Annotated in this window: 24 protein-coding genes; 11 read left to right on the forward strand and 13 right to left on the reverse strand. The window is 73.1% G+C overall.

Annotated elements, in window-relative coordinates; translation table 11 throughout:
• Nucleotides 1-15 precede the first annotated feature (15 nt).
• Nucleotides 16-525, reverse strand: coding sequence for a DUF2087 domain-containing protein (locus tag ACRAKH_RS11770; protein ID WP_380720586.1), 510 nt, complete (start codon nt 523-525; stop codon nt 16-18).
• Between the two features lie 62 nt (nt 526-587).
• Between ACRAKH_RS11770 and ACRAKH_RS11775 the strand changes: the two genes are divergently transcribed.
• Nucleotides 588-1,385, forward strand: a complete 798-nt coding sequence (locus ACRAKH_RS11775) for a hypothetical protein (protein WP_380720583.1) — start codon at nt 588-590, stop codon at nt 1,383-1,385.
• Nucleotides 1,386-1,820: 435 nt separating this feature from the next.
• On the opposite strand, the gene ACRAKH_RS11780 is transcribed toward ACRAKH_RS11775, so the two are convergent.
• The 5 genes from ACRAKH_RS11780 to ACRAKH_RS11800 all read right to left on the reverse strand — a co-directional run bounded on the left by ACRAKH_RS11780 (nt 1,821) and on the right by ACRAKH_RS11800 (nt 7,207).
• Nucleotides 1,821-2,957: an ABC transporter substrate-binding protein gene (locus ACRAKH_RS11780; protein WP_380720581.1), complete on the reverse strand. Its 1,137-nt coding sequence runs from the start codon at nt 2,955-2,957 to the stop codon at nt 1,821-1,823.
• Nucleotides 2,958-3,130: 173 nt separating this feature from the next.
• On the reverse strand, nt 3,131-3,358 hold the full coding sequence (locus tag ACRAKH_RS11785) for a hypothetical protein (RefSeq protein WP_380720578.1): 228 nt from the start codon (nt 3,356-3,358) through the stop codon (nt 3,131-3,133).
• Between the two features lie 395 nt (nt 3,359-3,753).
• The gene (locus tag ACRAKH_RS11790) at nt 3,754-4,146 is read right to left on the reverse strand and encodes a hypothetical protein (RefSeq protein ID WP_380720575.1); all 393 of its coding nucleotides are present in this window, start codon (nt 4,144-4,146) and stop codon (nt 3,754-3,756) included.
• Between the two features lie 2 nt (nt 4,147-4,148).
• Complete coding sequence (locus ACRAKH_RS11795; RefSeq protein ID WP_380720572.1) at nt 4,149-6,494, reverse strand: glycoside hydrolase family 65 protein; 2,346 nt, start codon at nt 6,492-6,494, stop codon at nt 4,149-4,151.
• Entirely contained in the window at nt 6,491-7,207 is a 717-nt protein-coding gene (locus ACRAKH_RS11800) for an HAD family hydrolase (RefSeq protein ID WP_380720569.1), read from the reverse strand. The genes ACRAKH_RS11795 and ACRAKH_RS11800 overlap by 4 nt, the downstream gene beginning before the upstream one ends.
• A 70-nt stretch (nt 7,208-7,277) precedes the next feature.
• On the opposite strand from ACRAKH_RS11800, the gene ACRAKH_RS11805 reads away from it, so the two are divergent.
• Nucleotides 7,278-8,582 carry an NAD(P)/FAD-dependent oxidoreductase gene (locus ACRAKH_RS11805; protein ID WP_380720567.1) on the forward strand — a complete coding sequence of 435 codons (1,305 nt, stop codon included), beginning with the start codon at nt 7,278-7,280 and terminating at the stop codon, nt 8,580-8,582.
• A 103-nt stretch (nt 8,583-8,685) separates the two neighbouring features.
• On the opposite strand, the gene ACRAKH_RS11810 is transcribed toward ACRAKH_RS11805, so the two are convergent.
• On the reverse strand, nt 8,686-9,006 hold the full coding sequence (locus ACRAKH_RS11810) for a DUF3140 domain-containing protein (protein WP_380720565.1): 321 nt from the start codon (nt 9,004-9,006) through the stop codon (nt 8,686-8,688).
• 113 nt (nt 9,007-9,119) lie between these two features.
• Between ACRAKH_RS11810 and ACRAKH_RS11815 the strand changes: the two genes are divergently transcribed.
• A complete protein-coding gene (locus ACRAKH_RS11815) occupies nt 9,120-9,506 on the forward strand; it encodes a hypothetical protein (RefSeq protein ID WP_380720562.1) in 387 nt (128 codons plus the stop codon).
• Entirely contained in the window at nt 9,503-9,643 is a 141-nt protein-coding gene (locus ACRAKH_RS11820) for a hypothetical protein (protein ID WP_380720560.1), read from the forward strand. The genes ACRAKH_RS11815 and ACRAKH_RS11820 overlap by 4 nt, the downstream gene beginning before the upstream one ends.
• A 5-nt stretch (nt 9,644-9,648) precedes the next feature.
• Here ACRAKH_RS11820 and ACRAKH_RS11825 read toward each other — a convergent pair whose 3' ends face one another.
• The gene (locus ACRAKH_RS11825) at nt 9,649-10,266 is read right to left on the reverse strand and encodes an SRPBCC domain-containing protein (RefSeq protein ID WP_380720557.1); all 618 of its coding nucleotides are present in this window, start codon (nt 10,264-10,266) and stop codon (nt 9,649-9,651) included.
• On the reverse strand, nt 10,263-10,607 hold the full coding sequence (locus ACRAKH_RS11830; RefSeq protein ID WP_380720612.1) for an ArsR/SmtB family transcription factor: 345 nt from the start codon (nt 10,605-10,607) through the stop codon (nt 10,263-10,265). The genes ACRAKH_RS11825 and ACRAKH_RS11830 overlap by 4 nt, the downstream gene beginning before the upstream one ends.
• Nucleotides 10,608-10,723: 116 nt before the next feature.
• On the opposite strand from ACRAKH_RS11830, the gene ACRAKH_RS11835 reads away from it, so the two are divergent.
• The 5 genes from ACRAKH_RS11835 (at nt 10,724) to ACRAKH_RS11855 (ending at nt 16,298) form a co-directional block, all read left to right on the forward strand.
• A complete protein-coding gene (locus ACRAKH_RS11835; protein WP_380720554.1) occupies nt 10,724-11,371 on the forward strand; it encodes a hypothetical protein in 648 nt (215 codons plus the stop codon).
• Between the two features lie 136 nt (nt 11,372-11,507).
• The gene (locus ACRAKH_RS11840) at nt 11,508-12,458 is read left to right on the forward strand and encodes a sunset domain-containing protein (RefSeq protein WP_380720551.1); all 951 of its coding nucleotides are present in this window, start codon (nt 11,508-11,510) and stop codon (nt 12,456-12,458) included.
• A 96-nt stretch (nt 12,459-12,554) separates the two neighbouring features.
• The gene (locus tag ACRAKH_RS11845; protein WP_380720549.1) at nt 12,555-13,661 is read left to right on the forward strand and encodes a chemotaxis protein CheB; all 1,107 of its coding nucleotides are present in this window, start codon (nt 12,555-12,557) and stop codon (nt 13,659-13,661) included.
• A complete protein-coding gene (locus tag ACRAKH_RS11850) occupies nt 13,658-14,389 on the forward strand; it encodes an ATP-binding protein (protein WP_380720546.1) in 732 nt (243 codons plus the stop codon). The genes ACRAKH_RS11845 and ACRAKH_RS11850 overlap by 4 nt, the downstream gene beginning before the upstream one ends.
• Nucleotides 14,390-14,450: 61 nt before the next feature.
• A complete protein-coding gene (locus tag ACRAKH_RS11855) occupies nt 14,451-16,298 on the forward strand; it encodes a CheR family methyltransferase (protein ID WP_380720543.1) in 1,848 nt (615 codons plus the stop codon).
• A 69-nt stretch (nt 16,299-16,367) separates the two neighbouring features.
• On the opposite strand, the gene ACRAKH_RS11860 is transcribed toward ACRAKH_RS11855, so the two are convergent.
• From ACRAKH_RS11860 to ACRAKH_RS11875, 4 genes are all read right to left on the reverse strand, one after another.
• Entirely contained in the window at nt 16,368-16,715 is a 348-nt protein-coding gene (locus ACRAKH_RS11860) for an STAS domain-containing protein (protein ID WP_380720541.1), read from the reverse strand.
• A gap of 85 nt (nt 16,716-16,800) precedes the next feature.
• Nucleotides 16,801-17,346: a hemerythrin domain-containing protein gene (locus ACRAKH_RS11865; RefSeq protein WP_380720538.1), complete on the reverse strand. Its 546-nt coding sequence runs from the start codon at nt 17,344-17,346 to the stop codon at nt 16,801-16,803.
• A 42-nt stretch (nt 17,347-17,388) separates the two neighbouring features.
• On the reverse strand, nt 17,389-18,396 hold the full coding sequence (locus ACRAKH_RS11870) for a C40 family peptidase (RefSeq protein ID WP_380720535.1): 1,008 nt from the start codon (nt 18,394-18,396) through the stop codon (nt 17,389-17,391).
• 175 nt (nt 18,397-18,571) lie between these two features.
• Nucleotides 18,572-19,444: a PfkB family carbohydrate kinase gene (locus tag ACRAKH_RS11875; protein WP_380720532.1), complete on the reverse strand. Its 873-nt coding sequence runs from the start codon at nt 19,442-19,444 to the stop codon at nt 18,572-18,574.
• A 241-nt stretch (nt 19,445-19,685) separates the two neighbouring features.
• Here ACRAKH_RS11875 and ACRAKH_RS11880 point away from each other — a divergent pair, with 241 nt between their 5' ends.
• Nucleotides 19,686-20,873 carry a lytic polysaccharide monooxygenase gene (locus ACRAKH_RS11880; protein ID WP_380720529.1) on the forward strand — a complete coding sequence of 396 codons (1,188 nt, stop codon included), beginning with the start codon at nt 19,686-19,688 and terminating at the stop codon, nt 20,871-20,873.
• Nucleotides 20,873-21,415 (forward strand): hypothetical protein, encoded by a 543-nt coding sequence (locus tag ACRAKH_RS11885; RefSeq protein WP_380720527.1) that lies wholly within the window; start codon nt 20,873-20,875, stop codon nt 21,413-21,415. The genes ACRAKH_RS11880 and ACRAKH_RS11885 overlap by 1 nt, the downstream gene beginning before the upstream one ends.

Raw genomic sequence — 21,415 nt, forward strand, 5'->3', positions numbered from 1 at the left:
CCCCGCCGCCGGGAGCTAGACGCTCACCGGGCCGCCGGTGCGCCAGTACTCGCCGTCGGCCCGGCTGAGCAACCCTTCGTCCACCAGGTACCGACGCACGGTCACGTGGTCGACCTCACCGCCGTCGCACCACCGCTTCAGCACCTCCACGACGCCCCGCTCGGGGTACCGTCTACCCGGCTCGAACGCCGTGCTCACCTGTTCGAGCACCGCCCGCCTGCGTCCGCGCTGAGCGGGGAGCCTCACCAGCCGCCCGTCCCGCACGAACGGGTCCTCCGGGACCCGGTTCGCCTGTTCGACCCGGGTGGCCTCCTTGAACAACTCCTCGCGCAGCCGCAACCCCGACCCGTCGGTCACGACGAGTCCCGCCGACCGCAGCCGGCGCAACGAGTTCTCCACGCGCCGCGCGTCCAACCCGGTCGCCGCGGTGATGTCCGCGGTCGTGCGGGCGCCCAGCACCAGCGCCGACGCCACCCGCAACCGCTCGGGTTCGGCCAGCAGTCCGATCAGTGAATCAGGGGTCACGCTTCGAGCTAACCGAAGCGGGCGGTCTGGTGCACGCCCATTTCGGGCGGACCTTAATACCCGTGCGCACTGATCACCTCTTCCCCCTGGCGTCGGTGGAGCCGGTCTTCGGCATGCCGACCGAGCACGCCCGCAAGTTCCAGCAGGTCGCCGCGGAGCAGGACCTCGTCATCGACGTGCGGGCGACGAACCCGCACGCGGTGGCGTGGCTGCGCCGCGGCGCGCTGCCCAAACCCGAGGCGGTGAAGGCCAAGACCATCGACGACCTCGACGTCCGCCTCGGCGCCGCCGGACGGCACCGGGGCCTGGTCGGCTACTTCCCGCCGTCGTTACCGCGGTTCGACCTCAGCGACCGGCTGCTGCGCCGGTACGACCAGCGGCGCGTCGAGTTCGACGCGCTGCGCGACAAGATGGCCCACTTCGAGCGGCGCGGTGAGTACGTCGTGCGGGAGGGCGTCGTCCACGGCTACGACCGGCGCGGCCGGCTGCGCCCCCTGACCGGCGACCACGACGTGTTCGACATCAGGGCGTCCGGGGGCGGCGACCTGAGCCCCCGCCGGTACGAGCGGGCGGTGGCGACGATGATGTCGATGGACATGGGGGTCACCCACGGCGCGCACATGCGCTGGCAGCCGACGACCACGTCGGACCGGGCGATGTTCGAGTCGATCGCGCGCAGCGCCGACGCCAAGCTGCGCTTCCACCCCGACGGCAGGCTGACCGCGGGCGACTACCGCCGCTTGAACGCGGGGATGAGCGCGATCACCACGCCGGCCAGGGCGGCCCGCCCGTACGCCAGCGTCTCCCACGTGGGCAGGCCCAGGGTGCCCGTCTCCTCCGCGTCGGCGATGAACAGCTGACCGTAGAGCAGGAGCAGCACGACACCGTAGAGCCGGGCGTGCCGGTGGTCCCAGGCGAGCAGGATGCCGGCCAGGCCGGTGCAGGTGTAGAGCGTGTGGTTCACGCCGTCACCCATGGGGAGGAACGGGGCGGAGGCGAGGACGAGCTGCAGCGCGCCCACGACGAGCGCGAGCAGCTGGGCGCGGCTGAACCGGGGTCGGCGCTCGGCGGCGTCGTCCGCCTCCGGCCCACCTCTCCGGCCGTTCCTCCGCTCCTTCACGGCTGCCCGGTACCGCATGACGCGTGGTTACCCCGGCCCCGAACGGATCATCCCCGCCCCTTCCGGCTCCCCTCTATAGAGAACATCGCCGTGCACGCTCCGCCATTACGCCGCCCCGGCACGGCCTGCCGACGTCACCCGACCGTGTCCCTGGCGTGTTCCACCGGGCCGTTCGTCACCTCAGCAAGCGGTCGAGGTCCGGCCTGGCGTCCGCCGCCGCCCGGGCCGGCGATTGGGCGCCGGTCAGCACCTTGGCGGCCATGGTGTGCAGGGTGCGCGAGACGTCCGGGTACCTCGCGCCGTAGGCGGTCCGGGGTTTCGCCGTCGGCAGCTGGCCCGCGAAGCCCGGCACGTTCGGGTCCCACTGCCAGGCCAGCTCGTCGACGGTGTCCGTGCGGTTCGGCAGGGCGCCGAGGCCGCCGCCGAACTCGGTCGCGTTGTCCCGGTTCTCCGCCAGCCACGTCAGCACGTCCCACGCCCGGTCGACCTGGCCGGACTTGCCGATCACCCACGCCTCGCCGCCCACCTGGCCCGCGGGTCCGGCCGCGCCCGCGGGCAGCGGGGCCGCCGCCCACGTCAGGCCGGCCTGGTTGAGCGCGGGCACCGCGCCGGGGCCCGTGATCGCCATCGCGCAGCGCCCCTCCGCGAACCGCCGATCGACGTCGGCCTGCGTCCAGCCCAGGACGTCCGGCGGCGCGCTGCGGTCGGTGTTCACGAGGTCGTTCAGGTACCCGAGGGCTTCCACGGACGCCTGGCCGTCGATGTCCGCGACGTCGCCGCCGGCCTGCCACAGGAACGGCAGGAACGTGACGGTCAGGTCGTCGTCCTTCGCGGGGAAGCACAGGCCGGCGCGGTCGGCCGTGGTCAGCGCCTTCGCCGCCGCGCGCAGCTCGGACCACGTCGTGGGCGGGCGGTCGAGGCCGGCGGCGGCGAGGTGGTCGCGGTTGTGGACCAGGGCGGTGGTGGTGGTGCGGAGCGGGACGCCGTGCGGTCGGCCCTCGTGGCTGACACCGTCGCGGACCGGCGCCAGGAACCGGTCGGCGAGCGGCCACCTGTCGTACCGGTCGGTCAGGTCGGCGAGGACGTCGCGCTCGGCCAGCGCCGGCAGGTCCGGCGAGTCGACGGCCGCGATGTCGGGGAAGACGCCGGACGCGGTGGCCTCGGCGAGCTTGCGCTGGAACTCGGCGCGGGGGAGGGAGGTGCGCTCGATGCGCACGTCCTGGTGCTCCTGCTGGTACCGCGTCAGCAGGCTCGTCACGGCCTGGTCGGCCATGGGGGAGTGGTTCAGGTAGTCCCACCAGGTGAGTGTCACTTGATGAGGGGTATCGGGCTGCTGTGCGTTGCACGCCGAGGCGGCGAGCAGGGCCGCGATGAGCAGGGCTCGTCCACGCATTACCGCTCCACCCTTTCGGGGTAGGCGCCCTCGTCTACGGACTGTGCTGGTCCTACTCCGGTGGGCGAGGCGGTGTCAAGATCGCAGGTGGTTCAGACCTTCGGCCGTTTGCGCGGAGCGGACTGCGTCGAGGGCGGCGACGACGGGAGCGCCGCGGGCTGCGGCTTGCCGTGGGCGGCTCGGCCCGGCCGCGCGGGCTCGGGCTCGCCGGCACGACCGGGTTCACCCGTCCGGTCGGGCTCGGCCGGGTCTTGGACGCCCACGGTGAGGTCGGCGAGGTAGGTGGCCGCCAACTCGTCGTAGATCGGTGTTGAGCTCACATTTCGGAATCCTGTCCGGCTACGGCCCGCAGCGCTCCTCTTCTCACTCCTGTGGGTTACCCATCGGCCGGAGGTCGACCGCATTCTTGCGGAGATCACCTCGGGTCTGACCTGTGTGGACGATCGCGTTTCCGCTGCACGGGACCGATCATGACCCAGATCACCCGCGTGATCGCGAAGTTCGTGGTTGGAAGGCGGTAACAGGGGTACTCCTACTCACGATGAGGGCGTAGGCGGCCATCACCCCCCCATGGCCGCCTGACAAGTCCCGGCCGGGCTCTACTCCCCCCCAAGAGCCTGGCCGGGCGCCTCATCCCCCTCTTCCGCCCCGTGTTCCGGGGCGCCTGGCCGGAACGCCGTGAACGGCGGAGCTCCGGCCCCGCCGTCCCGAACGCCTAGCGGCCGCCGTCGACCGGCGCCCTGCGCCACGCCGCCGCGCACAGCGCCGCCCAGCACAACGTGACCAGCGCCGACTTGCGCCGGGCGGCCGCCGTGGGCAGGGCGGAGCCGAACACGACTGCGTCCGACGCGTCGGTCGCCACCCGTGCCGCCAACGCCACGCGCAGGGGACGTCCGGCGGGCGCGAGCACCATCGCGAGGCCCGACACCAGGTCCCGCGTCCCGACCGCCCGCACCACCGTCCGCAGCCCCGGCGTCGCCCGCAGGCCGGTCGGCCCGGTCATCAGCTCCGGTCGCACGACGAGGGCCGCGCCGAAGGCCGCCGTCGCCGCGCCGAGCGCGCGCGGAAACCCCGTCGCCTTCTGGGAACGCTTCCAGATCGCGGTCACGGTCAACCTCCCGGCGGTGTGCGCCGCGCCGGCGCCCGGTGCGGCGGCTGGCGGACCTGCGGCGGTTCCGGCGGGTCCGGTGTGGACAACGTGACCGGCTCGTCCGGCGAGACGACGACCGGGACGCCGTGGTGGCGCGTGTGCAGCGGGCCGCCCGACACGATCCGGTACGTGACCGAGCCCGGCTCGACCTCCACCGCGAACCGCGTGCCGCGGAACCCCATCCGGAACGCCATCCGGCTCAGCCCCGGCGGCAGGCGCGGCGCGAACGACAGCTCGCCGTCGTGGTCCCGCATCCCGCCGAACCCGGCGACCATGCCGACCCACGCGCCCGCCAGCGACGCCATGTGCAGTCCGTTGTGGACGTTGCGGTGCAGGTCGTGCAGGTCGGTGAACGCCGCCTCGGCCAGGTAGTCGTACGCCAGCCGCAACGCGCCGACCTCGGCGGCCAGCACGGCCTGCGTCCCCGCCGACAGGGACGAGTCGCGCACCGTCCGCGAGTCGTAGTACGCGAAGTTGCGGGCCTTCTGCAACGGGGTGAACGCGTCGCCGCGCACGTGCATGGCCAGCACCAGGTCCGCCTGCTTGACCACCTGCTTGCGGTATAGGTCGAAGTACGGCCGGTTGAGCAGCAGCGGGTACTCGTCCGGGTCGGTGCCGTCGAAGTCCCACTCGGCGTGCGAGGTGAACCCCTCGGCCTGCTCGTGCACGCCGAGCAGCGTGTCGAACGGGATCACCATCCCGTCGGCCGCCTTCCGCCAGTCCGCCACCTCGTCGGCCGTCACGTCCAGCCGGTCGGCCACGTCGGGGTGCCGGTCGCACGCCTCCGCCGCCTCGCGCAGGTTCTTCTGCGCGATCAGGTTGGTGTAGACGTTGTTGTCCACCACCGCCGAGTACTCGTCGGGGCCGGTCACGCCGTCGACGCGGAACCCGCCGTGCTGGTCGTGGTGCCCGAGCGACGTCCACAGCCGCGCCGTCTCCACCAGGATCTCGGCGCCGCACTCGCGCTCGAACGCGGTGTCGCCGGTCGCGTTCACGTACTGCGCCACGGCGTGCGAGACGTCGCCGCTGACGTGGAACGCGGCCGTGCTCGCGGGCCAGTACGCCGAGCACTCCGCGCCGCTGATCGACCGCCACGGGAACGCCGCCCCGGCCTGCCCCAGCACCTCGGCCCGCTCCCGCGCCTTCGGCAGCGTCGAGTGCCGCCACCGCAACGCGTCCCGCGCCGCCTCCGGCACCGTGTACGCCAGCACGGGCAGCACGAACATCTCGGTGTCCCAGAACGCGTGCCCGTCGTAACCCGGCCCGGTGAGCCCCTTGCCCGGGATCGCCCGCGTCTCACCGCGCACCGCCGCCTGCATGATGTGGAACAACGCGAACCGCAGCGCCTGCTGGAGCTCGTCGTCGCCGTGCACCTCGATGTCGGCGACCTCCCAGAAGTCGTCGAGGAACCGCCGCTGCTCGGCCAGCAGGCCCTCCCACCCGGTCTGCCGCGCGCCCGCCAGCGCCGCCTCCACCTGCGCCCGCAGCGCCGGCACCGACCGCTGCGCGGACCAGCCGTAGCCCAGGTACTTCACCAGCCGCAGCCTCCCGCCCGCGGGCACGTCCACGGCGGCGGTGAACCGGGCCAGGTCGCCCTCGGCGCGCATCTCGGTGCGGACGCCGTCCTCGACCTCCAGCTCGTGGTCCATCGCGGCGGCCATCCGCAGGCCCGAGTTGCGCGCGTGGTGCGCCAGCACCGCCCGGTAGTCCACGGCGTGCGCGAAGTCCGACACCAGCGGCTCGTTCAGCGCGGCGGCCACCCGCGGGTCGTCGCTGTCGTGCTCCACGGGCTCGTTGGCCAGCAGGTCCGACTGCACGACCAGCTGCACGTCCTCGCTCGGCACCACCTCGTAGTGGATCGCCGCGACGGCCCGCTGCGTCAGCGACACGAGCCGCTCGCTGCGCACCGTCACGCGCCGCCCGGTCGGCGACTCCCACTCCGTGCGGCGGCGCAGCGTGCCCGTGCGGAAGTCCAGCTCCCGCTGGTGGGCGTGGGCGCGCCCGTACCGCATGTCCAGCGGCTCGTCCTCCACCAGCAGCCGGATCACCTTGCCGTCGGTGACGTTGACGACCGTCTCGCCCGCCTCGGGGTAGCCGTAGCCCGACTCGCCGTACGGCAGCGCGTGCGCCTCGTAGAAGCCGTTCAGGTACGTCCCGGGCAGGCCGCGCGGCTCGCCCTCGTCCAACGTGCCGCGCAACCCCAGGTGGCCGTTGGACAGCGCGAACACCGACTCGGTGCGCCGCAGCTGGTCCACCGCCAGCCCGTCCCACCGCAGCAACCAGGGGTGGATCTCCCAACCGCTCACAGCAACTCCGCGAGGTCTTCGACCACGACGTCCGCCCCGTGCGCCAGCAGCGCCTCGCGCTGACCCGTCCGGTCCACGCCCACCACGTGCCCGAAACCGCCCGCCCGGCCCGCTTCCACGCCCGACAGCGCGTCCTCGAACACGGCCGCGTGCTCCGGCCGCACGCCGAGCAGCCGCGCGCCCACCAGGAACGAGTCCGGCGCGGGCTTGCCCTTCAACCCGTCGCGGCTGATCACCACGCCGTCCACCAGCGCCCGCACGAACGGCGTGAGGCCCGCCGCGTCGAGGACCTTCCGGGCGTTCGCCGACGACGTCACCACGCCGATGCCGAGCCCCGAGTCCTCCACGGCGCGCAGGTACGGCGCCGTGCCGGGGTACGGCAGCACGCCCTCGTGCCGGATGATCGCCTCCAGCAGGTCGTTCTTCCGGTTTCCCACGCCGTGCACGGTGTCCGCGTCGGGAGGGTCGTCCGGCGACCCCTCGGGCAGCGTGATCCCGCGTGACGCCAGGAACTCGCGCACCCCGTCGTACCGGGGCCTGCCGTCCACGAACCTGAGGTAGTCCGACTCGGCGAACGGCGGCTCGCCGCGCGGTCGGAGGAAGTCGTCGAAGGTGCGCCGCCAGGCCCGGCGGTGCAGGACGGCCGTGCTGGTCAGCACGCCGTCGAGGTCGAAGAGACAGGCGGTGATCGCGTCAGGCAGTCCCAAGGCCATGTCCCGTGTCTACCCCGTCCGGCTCCGGGGTACCCGCTGGCGGACACACTCCTCGTCGGAGGGACACGTCATGGGCAAGCCCCGCGTGCTGGTCGTCGGTACGGGCTTCGCCGGCTACCACTGCCTGCGCACGCTGGAACGCGTGCTGCCCCGCGACGCCGCCGAGCTGGTGGCGCTCAACCCCACCGACTACATGCTGTACGTGCCGCTGCTGCCCGAGGTCGCGGGCGGTTCGCTCGACCCGCGCCGGGTCGCCGTGCCGCTGCGGCCCAAGCTGCCGCGCACGCGGCTCGTGCAGGGGCACGCCACCGGTGTGGACCTGGGCGCGCGGACGTGCACCCTCGTCGACATCGAGGGCCGCGAGCAGGTGCTGGAGTGGGACCGGATCGTGCTCACGTCCGGCTCCGTCACCCGGCTGATGTCGATCCCCGGCGTGGCCGAGCACGCGCTCGGGTTCAAGTCGGTCGCCGAGGCCGTGTACCTGCGCGACCACGTGCTGCGGCAGGTCGAGCTGGCCGAGCAGGCGACCGACCCGGCCGAACGGGCGGCGCGCGCCACGTTCGTGGTCGTCGGCGCCGGCTACACGGGCACCGAGCTGGTGGCCCAGGGCCAGCAGCTGACCCGCTCGGCGCTGCGCGGCCGGACCGGGCTGTCGGAGTCCGACGTCAAGTGGGTGCTGGTCGACATGGCGCCGCGGGTGCTGCCGGGGCTGGACGAGCGGCTGTCCGGCCCGGCGGCCCGGGTGCTGCGGGGACGCGGCGTCGACGTGCGGCTGGAGACGAGCGTCGAGGCCGTCACCGGGTCGTGCGCGCGGCTGACCGACGGCAAGGAGATCCCGACTCGGACCGTGGTGTGGTGCGTCGGCGTGCGGCCGGACCCGCTAGTGGAGGCCGTCTCCCTGGCCACGGTGAAGGGCCGGCTCGTCGTCGACCCGACGCTGGCCGTGCCGACGCACCCGCACGTGTTCGCGGCGGGCGACGTGGCCGCCGTGCCGGACGTGTTCAACGACGGCAAGCCGACGCCGATGACGGCGCAGCACGCGCAGCGGCAGGGGAAGCTGGCCGCCCGCAACGTCGCGGCGTCCCTGGGTCACGGCGCCGTGGGGACCTACCAGCACCGCGACCTCGGTTTCGTGGTGGACCTGGCCGGCTCGCAGGCCGTCGCCGACCCGCTGCACATCCCGCTGACCGGGCTGCCGGCGAAGGTCGTGGCCCGCGGCTACCACCTGCTGGCCATGCCGGGGAACCGGCTGCGGGTGGCCGTCGACTGGCTCACCGACCTCCTCGCCCGCCGCCAGGTCGTGCAGTTCGGCCTGGTCCCCGAGGCGGGCGTGCGGTTGGGTGACGCCGAGAAGGTCGGCGCCGCGGCGAGGTGAGGGCGGACCGGTCTCCCGGCGGGCTGCTCCTCGCGCGGGCTCGTCCTCAAGACAGGATTCTCAGGGCTGGATTCTCAGATCAGGATTCTCAGGGGCAGGGTCCTCAGGCGGGCTTCAGCGGGTCGTGGCCGATCGACATCAGGCGGTGCCTCCAGTGCGCCTCGCCCGCGGTCGGCTCCAGGTCGTCCCGCCGCTGCTCGTGGACCCGCTCCACGACCTTCCGCATCACCTTGACGTCCTCGGTGGTCAGGTCGGTGCGCCGCTTGCGCAGGACCCGCAGCACCTCCTGGCCGGTCGGTGTCCCGGCCTGGTCGGGCAGGGCCTCGCTGTCCTCGTCCGCCGAGCGGGTGCGCAGCCAGTCCTCCAGTTCGTGCGAGGTCATGTTCACTACGCGGTGGAACTCGTCCCACAGGGTGTCGGTCATGGGGGAGAGGGTTGCCACTCCGGACCGGCGTGAAACGGCCGCGTTCGATCTCTTTGCACGACCCGAACACGGGCCGCACGCGGCCCGCACCCGCGACCGCGATCGTGGTCCGCATGACCACATGGATTCGCCGCGTCGCCGTCGTCGCGACCGCCGTGCTCGGGTTCGCCCCCACGGGCGTCGCGACCGCCCAGGACACCACCTACGCGCCCGTCACCCTCAGCCCCGAGCAGGTGAAGCAGCTCTGCGAGGAGCGCCTGCCGCGGATCGAGGACCGCGTCTCCCGGCTCACCACCCGCATCAACGGCGGGCCCGACGTGCCCGGCTCGACCGCGTGGCTCCGGGCGCAGTCGCAGCAGGCGCGCGACGCGGGCCGCACCGCCCGCGCCGCGCGGCTGGACCAGCGCGCGTCACGGCGCGGCGAGCAGCTGACCAGGCTCGGCGACGCCCAGCACCGCGTCGACGCGTTCCAGGCCGAGCACTGCGGCGGCGGCAAGTGAGGACCCTCGCGGCCACCGTCGTCCTGCTGTTCTCCCTGATCGGGTGCCGCGCCGACGGCACGGCGCCCGCCGACCCCGGCTTCGACGGCGTCGAGGCCACCCTCGACGGCGTCGAGTCCGACGTCTCGGAACCCTGACGTCGTCAGGTCACGTCCGGGGCGTACTGGGCCGTGGCGGCGGCGACGGCCGCCGCCAGCTCGTCCTCCGTCGCGGCGCCCGACTCCTCCACCGCCGCCTTCCACAGCTCGATGGACCCGAGGTTGAACCGCTGGGTCTCCGGCGCGTTGGCGGCGGCCACCGGGTCGTCGCCCTCCTGTACCTCGCCCGCGAGGTACAGGCCGAGGCCGAGGAAGCCGCCGTCCCAGCCGGGTCCGACGAACAGCGCGCCCGCGCCGCTGCCGGCCAGCGCCTTCGGCACCGTGTGCTCCAGCTCGACCGTCGTCCGGTCGTCGTCCTCGGCGGTGAGGCGCAGTTCCACGACGCTGGTCGGGTCGCCGAACGTGACGCGCAGGAGCTTCGGCGGCGAGCAGGTGAGGATGTCACCGCCCGCGTTGCCCTCCAGCTGGAACGCGCCGCCCTCGCGCAGGTCGCCGCTGATCGGCATGAACCAGCGCTTGAGCCGGTCCGGGTCGGTCACCGCGTCCCACACGTCCTCCGCGGCGGCGTCGTAGGTGCGGCGCAGCACAACGCCCACCGTGTCGGTCGTGCCGGCGCGCACCTCTCGGTGCACGGCCTTGAGGTGGTCGGCGAGGTCGATCACTGTGGTTCCTCCTTGAGTCGCCTCTCGCGCTTGCCGCGCGCGAGTTCGGTGGCCAGCGCGTCGAGGTGGCCGCTCCAGAACCGGCGGAACCGGTCGAGCCACTCGTCCACCTCGCGCAGGCCTTGGTCGTCCACGGCGTAGAGACGCCGGGTGCCCTCCGCGCGGACGCGGGCGAAGCCGTTCTCGCGCAGCACCCGCAGGTGCTGGGAGACCGCCGGTTGCGAGATGCCGAACTCCCGGCGGACCACCTCCGTGACCGCGCCGGAGGTCCGCTCGCCGTCGGCGAGCAGCTCCAGGATGCGGCGGCGGACGGGATCGCCGAGGACGTCGAACGCGTGCACGACCAGCATCTTTCAGGCCAGGCTTATATAAGTCAAATCTTAGTCTCCGGAATTGTCGGTGGTCGGTGGCACTATCTCGAACGGATGTTCGGTACGCGTTCGAAGGGAGCCATGCGATGCGAGTTCGACTAGATCCCCGTCAGTGGCCCGGCCGTGTCATCCCCGAGACCGACGCCGAGATCGACACGGCGGTCGAGGCGTTCTGCCTCCGCGCGACCTGGCCCGATGCCCACCGCGCCGCCGTGCGCCGGGTCGTCGAGCCGTGGTTCGCCGAGGGGTGGAGCGTCGATGCCCTGCTCGCGGCGGTCGACCGCAGGCCTGACGGCACCAGGCAGGGCAGCCCGAGGAACCGCGACCAGGTAGCGCACGACTTCCTCCGTGCGCGGCTGAGGTCGTGGTGGCAGGGGGGCGCGCTCCGGGCGCGCCCCCCGGTGGCCGGCATGACGCTGGGCGCGTGGTGGCGCGTGAACCGGCGCAACGCCCGGCTGACCCAGCCGCGCCCGCCGCGGCCGTTGAGCGCGGCCGGGACGTTGGCGCGCGAGCAGTCGCGGGAGCGCGTGCGGGCCAGGCTGAAGGACCCGGTGGAGCGGTCGCGGGAGCTGGCGCGGCGGCGGCAGGAGGTGCTGGACAGCCTGCTCGTGCCGGGGCAGCGGACGCCGACGTTCGACGACGCGCGCAAGCTGCTCGCCGACGTGCGGCTGCCGGCGCACCCGGTGTGCAGCAGGTGCGGCTGCCGGCAGGGGGTGCTGCCCCACGCGGCCTGACGCGTCCCGATCTCCGGGCTGCGGGTATCCTCCCGCCCGTGGTCCGGTGCTGATCCCCCACCTGGTGGCGTGTGCGGCTCGTCGGGACCCTTCAGATCAACGTCCTGTCCCGCTAGCAGTGGTCGTAGGAGTGGCAGTGTTCTGGTCGTTCATCGTCCCGTTCGTCCTGTGCGTCCTGGCATTCCTGGCGGGTGGGTTGCTCACCAGGCAGCGGCTCAACGCCACCATCCGCGACCTGCGCGCGCAGCTTGACGCGCGCCCCGCCGCGCCCGCTGCCGCCGTCGTGATCCCGGAACAGACCGCGCCCGCCGAGGAGTCCGAGCCGGTCGAGGCCCCGGCCAAGGCCGAGGCTGCGGTCGAGTCCACTCCGGACGTTGTGGTGGCGGCCGACACCGCGCCCGAGGTCGAGGTCGTCGCGGTGCCGGACAGTGCCTCTGTGTCGGAGGTTGCCGCCAAGGCCGAGACCGCCCCCAAGGCCGAGACCGCCCCCGAGGCCGAGATCGCGGCCGTGCCGGAGGTCGCTCCCAAGGCCGACATCGCGTCCGAGCCCGAGGTCGCCGCTGTGCCGGAGGTCGCTCCGGTGGCCGAGACCGAGCCCGAGACCGAGACCGCTGCGGCGCGGGAGGTTGTCGCGGCGCCGGAGGTCGCTCCCGTGGCCGAGTCCGAGACCGCGCCTGAGGCCGAGACCGCGCCGGAAGCCGCCCCGGTCGCCGTGGCCGAGGCCGTGCCGGTGGCCGAGGTCGTCGAGCGGGTCGAGGTGACCGAAGGCCCTGCCGCCGTGCCCGCCGAGACGGTGTCCTCCGAGACGGTGCCCGCCGAGACGGTGTCCTCCGAGACGGTGCCCGCCGAGGCGGTGCCCGCCGAGACCGTCGCGGCGGGAGCGGTGGTGGCGGGAGTCGGCGTGGACGCCGAGGAGGAGTGCGAGGTCAAGGGCAGCTCCAAGTCGATGATCTTCCACACGCCCGACTCGCCGTACTTCAAGCGCATGAAGGGCGACGTCACGTTCCGCTCGATCGCCGAGGCGGAGCGCGCCGGTTACACGCGGTGGACCCCGAAGACCAAGGCCGGCGCGTCGTCGTCGCAGTGACGACGCCCTGCCCCTGACCCCTGGTTCCTCCCCGTGGACGTCGGTTGCGGGGAGTAGGGTCGCCCCGCTCGGGTATCCACCGATCGGGGTGACCTGATGCCAACGCGGGACTTGATCGTCGTCGGCGCTTCCGCCGGAGGTGTGGAAGCGCTGCGCACCTTCGTCGCCGGTCTGCCCGGCGACCTGGACGCCGCCGTGGCCGTGGTCCTCCACCTGCCCGCGGGTGGCACCAGCGCGCTCGCCGGCATCCTCAACCGCGCGGGCCCGCTGCCCGCCGTCAACGCGTCCGACGGGATGGCCCTGCGGCGTGGCCGCGTGCACGTCGCACCGCCCGACCACCACCTCCTCGTGGTCGACGGCGCCGTGCACCTGTCGCACGGGCCGACCGAGAACGGCCACCGGCCCGCCGTCGACGCCCTGTTCCGCTCCGCCGCCTCCGCGCACGGCGCGCGCGTCATCGGCATCGTCCTCTCCGGCGCGCTGGACGACGGCACGGCCGGCATGATCACGATCGCCGCCCGGGGCGGCCTCACCGTCGTCCAGGACCCGGACGACGCGCTCTACGCCGGGATGCCCACGAGCGTGCTGCGGCACGTCAAGGCCGACCACGTGCTGCCCGCCGCGAAGATGGGAGCCCTGCTGGAGGACTGCGTCGGGGTCGCCGTGGACGACCAGCCGGCCGAGGACCGCTCGCGGGATGACCCCATCCCCGGAAATGGCCACCCCGGGGAGGACCGCTCGCGCGAGGACCGCCCCGGCAGGGACCGCCTCGGCACTGCGGACCTGGCCCGCCGCGAGACCGCGATCTCCGCCGCCGACGGCGGCGTGCACGCCGATGAGGTGATCCCGTTGGGCAGACCGTCCACCTTCAGCTGCCCTGACTGCTCCGGAGCGCTGGTCGAGCTGAACGCGGAGCCGAAGCGCTTCCGCTGCCAGGTGGGCCACGCCTGGACCGCCGAAGCGCTGCTCGACGCGCAGGGCGTGGCGTTGGAGAAGGCCGTGTGGACGGCGCTGCGCACGTTGGAGGAGAAGGCGAACCTCGCCCGCCGGATGCGGGGTGACGCCCACGCGCGCGGCGCGGACCTGCTGGTCCGCCGCTTCGAGCGCACCGAGGAGGAAGCGGCGCACGCCGCCGACGTGCTGCGCCGCCACCTGCTGTCCGGCACGTTCACGCGACCCGCTGACGAGGAGACGGCCACGTGACCGCCCTGGCGCTCAACCGGACCGAGGTCGACGGCGCGGTGGTGGTCCGCCCGACCGGCCTGCTGGACCTGACCACCTACCGCGACCTGCGCGACGGGCTGCTGAAGTGCGCGGCCGGCCAGCCGCGGGCGGTCATCGTGCGGCTCGCCGACGGGTTCCGCTGCGCGACGCCCGCGTTCATGTCGGTCTTCACGACGGTGTGGATGAGGGTGTCGGAGTGGCCGGGCGTGCCGATCCTGCTGGTCGGCGAGTCGCCCGAGCACCGCGAGGTGCTCGACAGCGGCGGCGGTGGACGCCTGGTGCCCCGGTTCACCGCGCTGGACTCGGCGCTGGCCGCGCTCGACCAGCCTCTCGATCGTCGGCGCGACGAGATCCACCTGCCCGAGGCGTTGGTGAGCGGCCTGCTGGCGCGCGACTTCGTCCGCGAGGCGTGCGGCCGGTGGCGGGTCGACCACCTGGCCGAGAGCGCCGTCACCGTGGCCACCGAACTGGTCGAGAACGCCGTGCGGCACGCCCGGTCGGCGCCCGTGCTGCGGCTGGAGCTGCGCGGCGGCCGGCTCACCATCGCGGTGCGCGACGACAGCCCCGAGGTGCCGGAGCAGCGGGAGGCCGAGGCGCTGCGCCCGGGCGGGCGCGGCATCACCATCATCGCCTCGCTGAGCCGGATCTGGGGTTGCTCGCCGTGGCCGCGCGGCGGCAAGGTCGTGTGGGCCGTCCTCGGTGACTGACGCCGGTCCCGGCCGGCGCCGTGATCGGGCGACGGCCCGCGGGCCGGGTAGCGTTCCCGGCGTGACCGAGCACCAGCCGCCGGACGAGGACTTCGAAGAGGTGCTGCGCTACCTCAAGGAGTCGCGCGGCTTCGACTTCACCGGCTACAAGCGCGCCAGCCTGATGCGCCGGGTCCGCCACCGGATGAGCCAGGTGGGCATCGACAGCCACACCGACTACATCGACCACCTGCAGGTCGACCCGGACGAGTTCAACGCGCTGTTCAACACGATCCTCATCAACGTCACCGGCTTCTTCCGCGACCCCGAGGCGTGGGACCACCTGCGGGACGAGGTGGTGTCGACCATGCTCGCCGAGCGCGGCCCCGACGAGCCGATCCGGGTGTGGAGCGCGGGCTGCGCGTCGGGCGAGGAGGCGTACACCCTCGCGATGGTGCTGGCCGAGGCGCTGGGCCCGGAGCGGTTCCGCCGGCGGGTCAAGATCTACGCCACCGACGTGGACGCCGACGCGCTCGTCCAGGCCCGGCAGGCGGTGTACGCGCCGCGCGACCTGGAGGGCGTGCCGGCGGACCTGGTGACCAAGTACTTCGAGCCGCACAACGGGCGCCTCGCGTTCCGCAAGGACCTCCGCCGCACGGTGATCTTCGGCCGCAACGACCTGGTGCAGGACGCGCCGATCTCCCGCATCGACCTCCTGGTGTGCCGCAACACCCTGATGTACTTCAACCAGGAGACGCAGGCCAAGATCCTCGGCCGGTTCCACTTCGCGCTGACCCCGCGCGGCGTGCTGTTCCTCGGCAAGGCCGAGATGCTGCTCAGCCACGGCCGCCTGTTCGACCCGGTCGACCTCAAGCGGCGGATCTTCCGCCGCGCCAACGGCGCCGGCGCGGTCGCGTCGAGCTTCGTCGCGCACGCGTTCCTCGAGGACCGCCGGATCGACGTGGGCGGGCTGGACCAGCTGCGGGAGCACGCGTTCTCGGCCAGCCCGGTGGCGCAGGTGGTGGTCAACGCCGAGGACGTGCTGGTGCTCGCGAACCGGCAGGCGGAGACGGTGTTCGGGCTCGGCCGCCAGGACGTCGGCCGCCCGCTGCGCGACCTCGACCTGTCGTACCGGCCGGTGGAGCTGCGCGGTTACGTCGCGCAGGTCCGGGCCGAACGCCGCGCCGTGCGGGTCAAGGAGGTGTCGTGGCAGCGGCCGGGCGGCGACCAGGTGTGGTTCGAGGTGAACCTCAACCCGCTGATCGGCCCGGACGGCGGGGTCATCGGGATCTCCATCGTCTTCCACGACGTCACGGCCACGCGCCGGCTGCTGGACGACCTCGAGTACGCCAACCAGCAGCTGGAGTCGGCGTACGAGGAGCTGCAGTCGACCAACGAGGAGCTGGAGACCACCAACGAAGAACTCCAGTCCACTGTGGAGGAGCTGGAGACGACGAACGAGGAGCTCCAGTCCACCAACGAGGAACTGGAGACGATGAACGAGGAGTTGCAGTCGACCAACGACGAACTCCAGACGATCAACGACACCCTGCGCGACCGGACCCGCGAGCTGGACCAGGTCAACGACTTCCTGGAGTCGATCCTCACCTCGCTGCGCGCCGGCGTGATCGTGCTCGACACGCGGATGCGCGTCATCGCGTGGAACCGGGGCGCGGAGGAGCTGTGGGGCGTGCGGCGGGACGAGGCCGAGGGGGAGCACCTGCTCAACCTCGACATCGGGCTGCCGCTGGAAGAGGTGCGGCCCGTGGTGTGGCAGGCGTTGGCCGACGCGTCCTTCCTCACCGAGATCAAGCTGAGCGCGATCAACCGCAAGGGCCGCGACGTGGTGGTGCGGGTGGTGTGCGGCTCGCTGCGGTCCAACGCGGGCGAGGCCAACGGCGCGATCCTCGTGATGGAGGAGAGCGGCTGACCGCGTGCCCGGCGACGGGCTGCGCGGCCGGCCGGCCCGCGACCCCGCCGGGTCGGGACCGGCCGGCGCTCAGCTCGCCGCGCCGACCGCCGGGATGATCGTGAACTGTCTGGTCAGGTCGGTCAGCTCCAACGGGCGCAGGACTGCCTTGGTGGTCGCCACCAGCTGTAAGGCCGCACCCGTCGCCTCGCAGTCCGCGAGCAGGCCGATGAGCAGGTTGATGCCGGTCGACCCGAGGAACGTCACACCGTCGAGGTCGAGCACCAGCGTCCGCACCGCGTCGTCCAGCCGCTCGCGGACGAAGTCCTCGACCACCGGCACGGTCGCCATGTCCAGCTCGCCGACGACTTCGGCGACCACCACGCCCGCGGCGGGCTCTCTCGCCGTGAGCGTGACGGCGTCGGTGAAATCGTCCATGGTCCACCCCTGGGTGCGGTCGGGCAGGATGCGGCTGTCTGCTCAACCGCGTCAAGCCTAGGCCCAAGGGAACCGGCGCCGCCCATCAGGACGGGTGTAGCTCCTTCGCCAGCTCCTGCTTGCTCATCCCGGAGGCGCCGGACAGGCCGGCGTTGCGGGCCTGGGCCAGCAGTTCCTCGCGCGTCTCCTCGCCCGGCCGGTCGCCCAGGTGCCGGGCCCGGCTCTCCGCGAACGCCCGCCCCAGCTCCTCGCGCCGCTGGTCGTCCAGCCGCTCCCGCATGCCGGGCAGGACCGTCGACTCCTCTTCCTCGACGTGGTGCGTCACGGCCTCGACCAGCTCGCGCAGCGCCTCGTCGAAGGCCGGGGACGTCGGGTCCGCCTCGGCGAGCCGCAGCAGCAGCCGCTCGGCCTCGGCGTGCTCCTCCTGGCTGTGCTCGACCTCCTCGGTCTCGCCCGCCTCGTCCTTCGCGACCGGGTAGACCTCGGCCTCCTCGGCGCGGCTGTGGGCGGTGAGCACGGCCGTCAGCACGGGCACGAGCAGCGGTCGCTTCTCCGGGTGGTTCTCCAGCTCGGCGAACAGGCGCTCGACCTCGCGGTGGTCCTGCATGATCAGGTCGACTACGTCGGGCATATCTCCTCCGTCACGCGTGTGTGGCGGGGGAGTACCCGGGAATCAGCCGACCACGCGCCGGATCACGTTGACCGGTCCGATCGACTCGATGTCCTGGATCTTCACCGGCACGCCCTCGGTGGACGCGTGCACGGCGCGGATGCCGTCGATCGCCATCGCCACGTGCGTCTGGCCCGTGTAGTAGATGATCAGGTCGCCGGCCTTGACGTCGTTGCGCGACACCGACCGCCCGATCGTCGCCTGCCCGTACGTGGTGCGGGGGATGGAGATCCCCACCGACCGGTACGCCGCCTGCATCAGGCTGGAGCAGTCCCACGTGTCCGGGCCGTTCGCGCCGAAGACGTACCGCTCGCCGCGCTGCGCCAGCGCGAACGCCAGGGCCTGGCCGGCCTGGCCCGGCGGCACCGCGATCTGGCTCATGTCGCCCGCGTTGTTCAACGCGGCCCGCTCGGCCGAGCTGAGCGAGCGGTAGGCCTCGCGCGCCTCGGTGACCTGCGCGTCGAGGGCGGACTTGCGCTGGTCGATGTCGACGATCGCCTTGTTCGCGGCGTCGGCGGCCTCGGTGGCGCGGCGGGCCGCGTCGTGCGCCTGGTCCACGGCGTCGCCGAGGTTCCGCAACGCCTCGGCGTTGTCGCCGGCGAGCACGCCGAGCGCGGACATGCGGTTCAGGAAGTCCTGCTGCGAGTCGCTGACCAGCAGCGCGGACAGCTGGTTGAACCGGGCGCCCTCGAACGACGCCTCGGTGAGCAGGTCGACCTGGCCGCGCAGCGTCTCCTGGGCCTGCTCGGCGGCGTCGAGGTCGCGGTTGGCCTGGTCGAGCGCGCCCTGGGCGTTGGTCAACGCCTCCTGCGCGCGGAGGTGCTCCTCGTTCAGCGCCTCGGCCTGCGTGGACAGCTCGTTGTACTTGCGCAACGCCTCGGAGGCGTTCGGCGGCGTGACCGGGTCGGCCGCGGCGTGGGGGGTGATCGGCAGGGCCGTCGCGATGAGAGCGGTGACGGCGGTGGCCGTCAGGGCGGCGCGGACGGTGCGCTGAGCAGGTTTCGACGCCACGGTCGCGCGGTCCTCCTCGAAGCAGGGGCGTGCCCCGAACGGGTTACTCCCCGGTCAGGTCTCGGACAGGTTACGGAACCGGCCTCGGCCGGTCCACGAGGGGTCCGGTTTCGGGCACGACTTCGTCCCCGCCGGCTGGTGGCGGGGACGGGCGGCTTTCCGGACGGGTGGCTCCTCAGACGAGCCCGACGAGGTCCGTCCGGCCGCCGGGGTGGTCCACGGCCCGGCCCGCGGCGGCGGTGGCGAGGCGGCCCGCGTCCGCCGGGTGGTCGCCGCGCGCCAGGGCGACGGTCAGCGCGGCGACGAAGGCGTCACCGCCGCCGGTCGTGTCCACGACGTGCTCCCCGGTCAACGGGATCACGGCCGCGTCGTCCGGCCACACAAGCACGTTCGCCTCGCCGGGCACCTCCAGCGCCACCACCGAAGGCCCTCGCCCGACCAGCTCGCGCCCGGCCCGCAGCGCCGCGTCGACCCCGGTGATCCGCCGCCCCGTCAACGCCTCCGCCTCGCCGTGGTCGGCGCGCACGACGTCGGCGGCGGACAGCAGCTCGGCCTCGTGGCCGTCCGGCGCGCCGTCCAGCACGACCAGGCCCCGTGCGGCGCGGACCGCGGCCAGCGCCGCCTCGGCGGGCTGCTCCAGCTGCACGACGACGGCGTCCGCGCCGGCGATCAGGGCGGACGCGGCGCGCACGTCGTCCGCCGTCACCAGGGTCGGCTCGGGGACGTCCTGGAGGTACCGGTACTCGCCGTCGCAGACGACGTCCACGATCAAGGCGGTCCGGGTGGCTTCCCGCCGCACGACCGCGGTGGTCGCTACGCCGTCCGCGCCCAGCCGCTCGACCAGCAGGCCGCCCTCCCGGTCGTCCCCGACGACGCCCACCAGCGCCGCCGTTGCGCCGAGCTGCCTGGTGCCGCGGGCGATGTTCGCGCCCTTGCCGCCGAGCACTTCGCGGCGTTCCCGAACCCTCGCCGAGGCGCCCGATCCGGGCACTTCGGGCACCACGAGGACCAGGTCACGGGCTATCTGGCCGATCACCGCGATCCGCATGCCGGAGCGGTACCCGGCGGTCACCAGTTGAAACGGGCCGTTGACGTGTGGTCACCCGTAGTGCGATCGTAATTCTGGGAGCGCTCCCAGCCCGACATCCACTCGCTGACAGATCACCGTCGATCTGAAGGAGACATCCTTGCGACTCAAGCGCTTAGGGGCGTTGGCCGTGGCCGCGCTCGGCATCGTCGGTGTTACCAGCGTGTTCGTCCAGAGCGGCGTCGCGGTGGCACACGGTTCGATGACGTATCCCCCCAGCCGCACCTACGCCTGCTACGAAGACGGCAGGATCGGCGGCGGTGGCGGCGACCTCAACCCGACGAACCCGGCGTGCGTCGCCGCGGTGCAGATCGGCGGGAAGCAGCCCCTGTGGGACTGGTACGGCAACCTCATCAGCCTGGCCGGCGGACGGCACCGCGAGATCATCGCCGACGGCGACCTCTGCGGTCCGACCACCAAGTACGACGCCTACAACCTGGCCCGCAACGACTGGCCGGTGACCACCCTCCGGGCGGGCGCGCCGATCAACTTCAAGTACAACGCGTGGGCGCCGCACCCCGGCCGCTGGGACCAGTACGTCACCCGCGACGGCTTCGACGTCACCCAGCCGCTGAAGTGGTCCGACCTGGAGCCCGTGCCGTTCGACAGCATCACGAACCCGCCGCTGGGCAACGGCGAGTACTCGTGGAACGGCACCCTGCCCAACAAGACCGGCCGCCACATCATCTACTCGATCTGGCAGCGCAACGACAGCCCCGAGGCGTTCTACAGCTGCTCGGACGTGATCTTCACGGGCGGCGGCGGCGGTGACACCCAGGCGCCCACCGCGCCCGGCGCGCCCACGGCCACCGCCTCGTCCACCTCGGTCTCGCTGAGCTGGGCGGCGGCGTCGGACAACACCGCGGTCAGCGGCTACACGGTGTACCGGGAGGCGGGCGCCACGGACGTGGCCGTCGCGACCAGCACGGGCACCACGGCCACGGTCACGGGCCTCACCGCGAGCACCGCGTACCAGTTCTACGTGGTGGCGCGGGACGCGGCGGGCAACACCTCGCCGCCGTCGGCCGCGGTGTCGGTGACGACCACCGCCGGCGGCGGCACGACGCCCGGCGCGTGCGCCGTGACGTACACCGTGGGCAGCTCGTGGTCCGGCGGCTTCACCGCGAACGTGTCGGTGAAGAACACGGGCACGAGCGCGGTCAACGCGTGGCAGCTGGTCTGGGACGTCCCGGCGGGTCAGGGGATCACCCAGGCGTGGTCGGCCGAGGTCGCCGTCGCGGCGGGCAAGGCCACGGCCAAGGGCGCGAGCTGGAACCAGAACATCCAGCCGGGTCAGAGCGCGAGCTTCGGGTTCAACGGCTCCTCGCAGGGGACGCCGACGAGCCCGACCGCGTTCACCCTCAACGGCGCGCTGTGCGCCGCGGCCTGATGTTCGCGCGATGCGCGGCCCTGGTCGCGCTCCTGGTGGGGTCGGTCGCCTGTTCCTCGGCGACCGGCACCACCGGCCTCGGGTCGAACGCCCTCGGCCCGCCGCTGGGCACCTCCGCCGAGGTGGCCGCGTGGGTCGAGGAGAAGACCGGGCAGTGCGACGAGGTGGCGTCCCGGAGCATCGAGGAGTTCGCCGACTTCGTCGGCCCGTTGCGCGCCAAGCTCTACGCGCCGTACGTGGTCGAGTGGTCGACCTGCCAGGCGGGGCCGTACGAACGGCTCGGGCTGGTGGTCTTCCAGCGGGAGAAGCTGGCGGACTTCCAGCGCGCGTGGCAGGGGGCGCTGTCGAGCGGCGAGGTCTCGGACAACCCGGACTTCGGCTTCGGCAACGGCTTCGCGCTGAGCGGCACGCTCGGCCTGGAACTGCTCGGACTGCACGAACTGCGTTGCACCCCGGTGGGGCCGGACGACGAGGTCGGACACACCGTGCCCGCGGAGGCACAGGGGTGCGTCTACACCCAGAAGCCGGGCCACCACCACTAG

This window comes from Saccharothrix hoggarensis (assembly GCF_052936025.1).

Excerpts from the sequence above, each read along its gene's own strand:
- ACRAKH_RS11875 (WP_380720532.1), bottom strand. The coding sequence starts at position 19,444 with ATGCGGATCGCGGTGATCGGCCAGATAGCCCGTGACCTGGTCCTCGTG.
- ACRAKH_RS11815 (WP_380720562.1), top strand. The coding sequence starts at position 9,120 with ATGACCACATGGATTCGCCGCGTCGCCGTCGTCGCGACCGCCGTGCTC.
- ACRAKH_RS11805 (WP_380720567.1), top strand. The coding sequence starts at position 7,278 with ATGGGCAAGCCCCGCGTGCTGGTCGTCGGTACGGGCTTCGCCGGCTAC.
- ACRAKH_RS11800 (WP_380720569.1), bottom strand. The coding sequence starts at position 7,207 with ATGGCCTTGGGACTGCCTGACGCGATCACCGCCTGTCTCTTCGACCTC.
- ACRAKH_RS11845 (WP_380720549.1), top strand. The coding sequence starts at position 12,555 with ATGCCAACGCGGGACTTGATCGTCGTCGGCGCTTCCGCCGGAGGTGTG.
- ACRAKH_RS11885 (WP_380720527.1), top strand. The coding sequence starts at position 20,873 with ATGTTCGCGCGATGCGCGGCCCTGGTCGCGCTCCTGGTGGGGTCGGTC.
- ACRAKH_RS11810 (WP_380720565.1), bottom strand. The coding sequence starts at position 9,006 with ATGACCGACACCCTGTGGGACGAGTTCCACCGCGTAGTGAACATGACC.
- ACRAKH_RS11860 (WP_380720541.1), bottom strand. The coding sequence starts at position 16,715 with ATGGACGATTTCACCGACGCCGTCACGCTCACGGCGAGAGAGCCCGCC.
- ACRAKH_RS11880 (WP_380720529.1), top strand. The coding sequence starts at position 19,686 with ATGACGTATCCCCCCAGCCGCACCTACGCCTGCTACGAAGACGGCAGG.
- ACRAKH_RS11835 (WP_380720554.1), top strand. The coding sequence starts at position 10,724 with ATGCGAGTTCGACTAGATCCCCGTCAGTGGCCCGGCCGTGTCATCCCC.
- ACRAKH_RS11865 (WP_380720538.1), bottom strand. The coding sequence starts at position 17,346 with ATGCCCGACGTAGTCGACCTGATCATGCAGGACCACCGCGAGGTCGAG.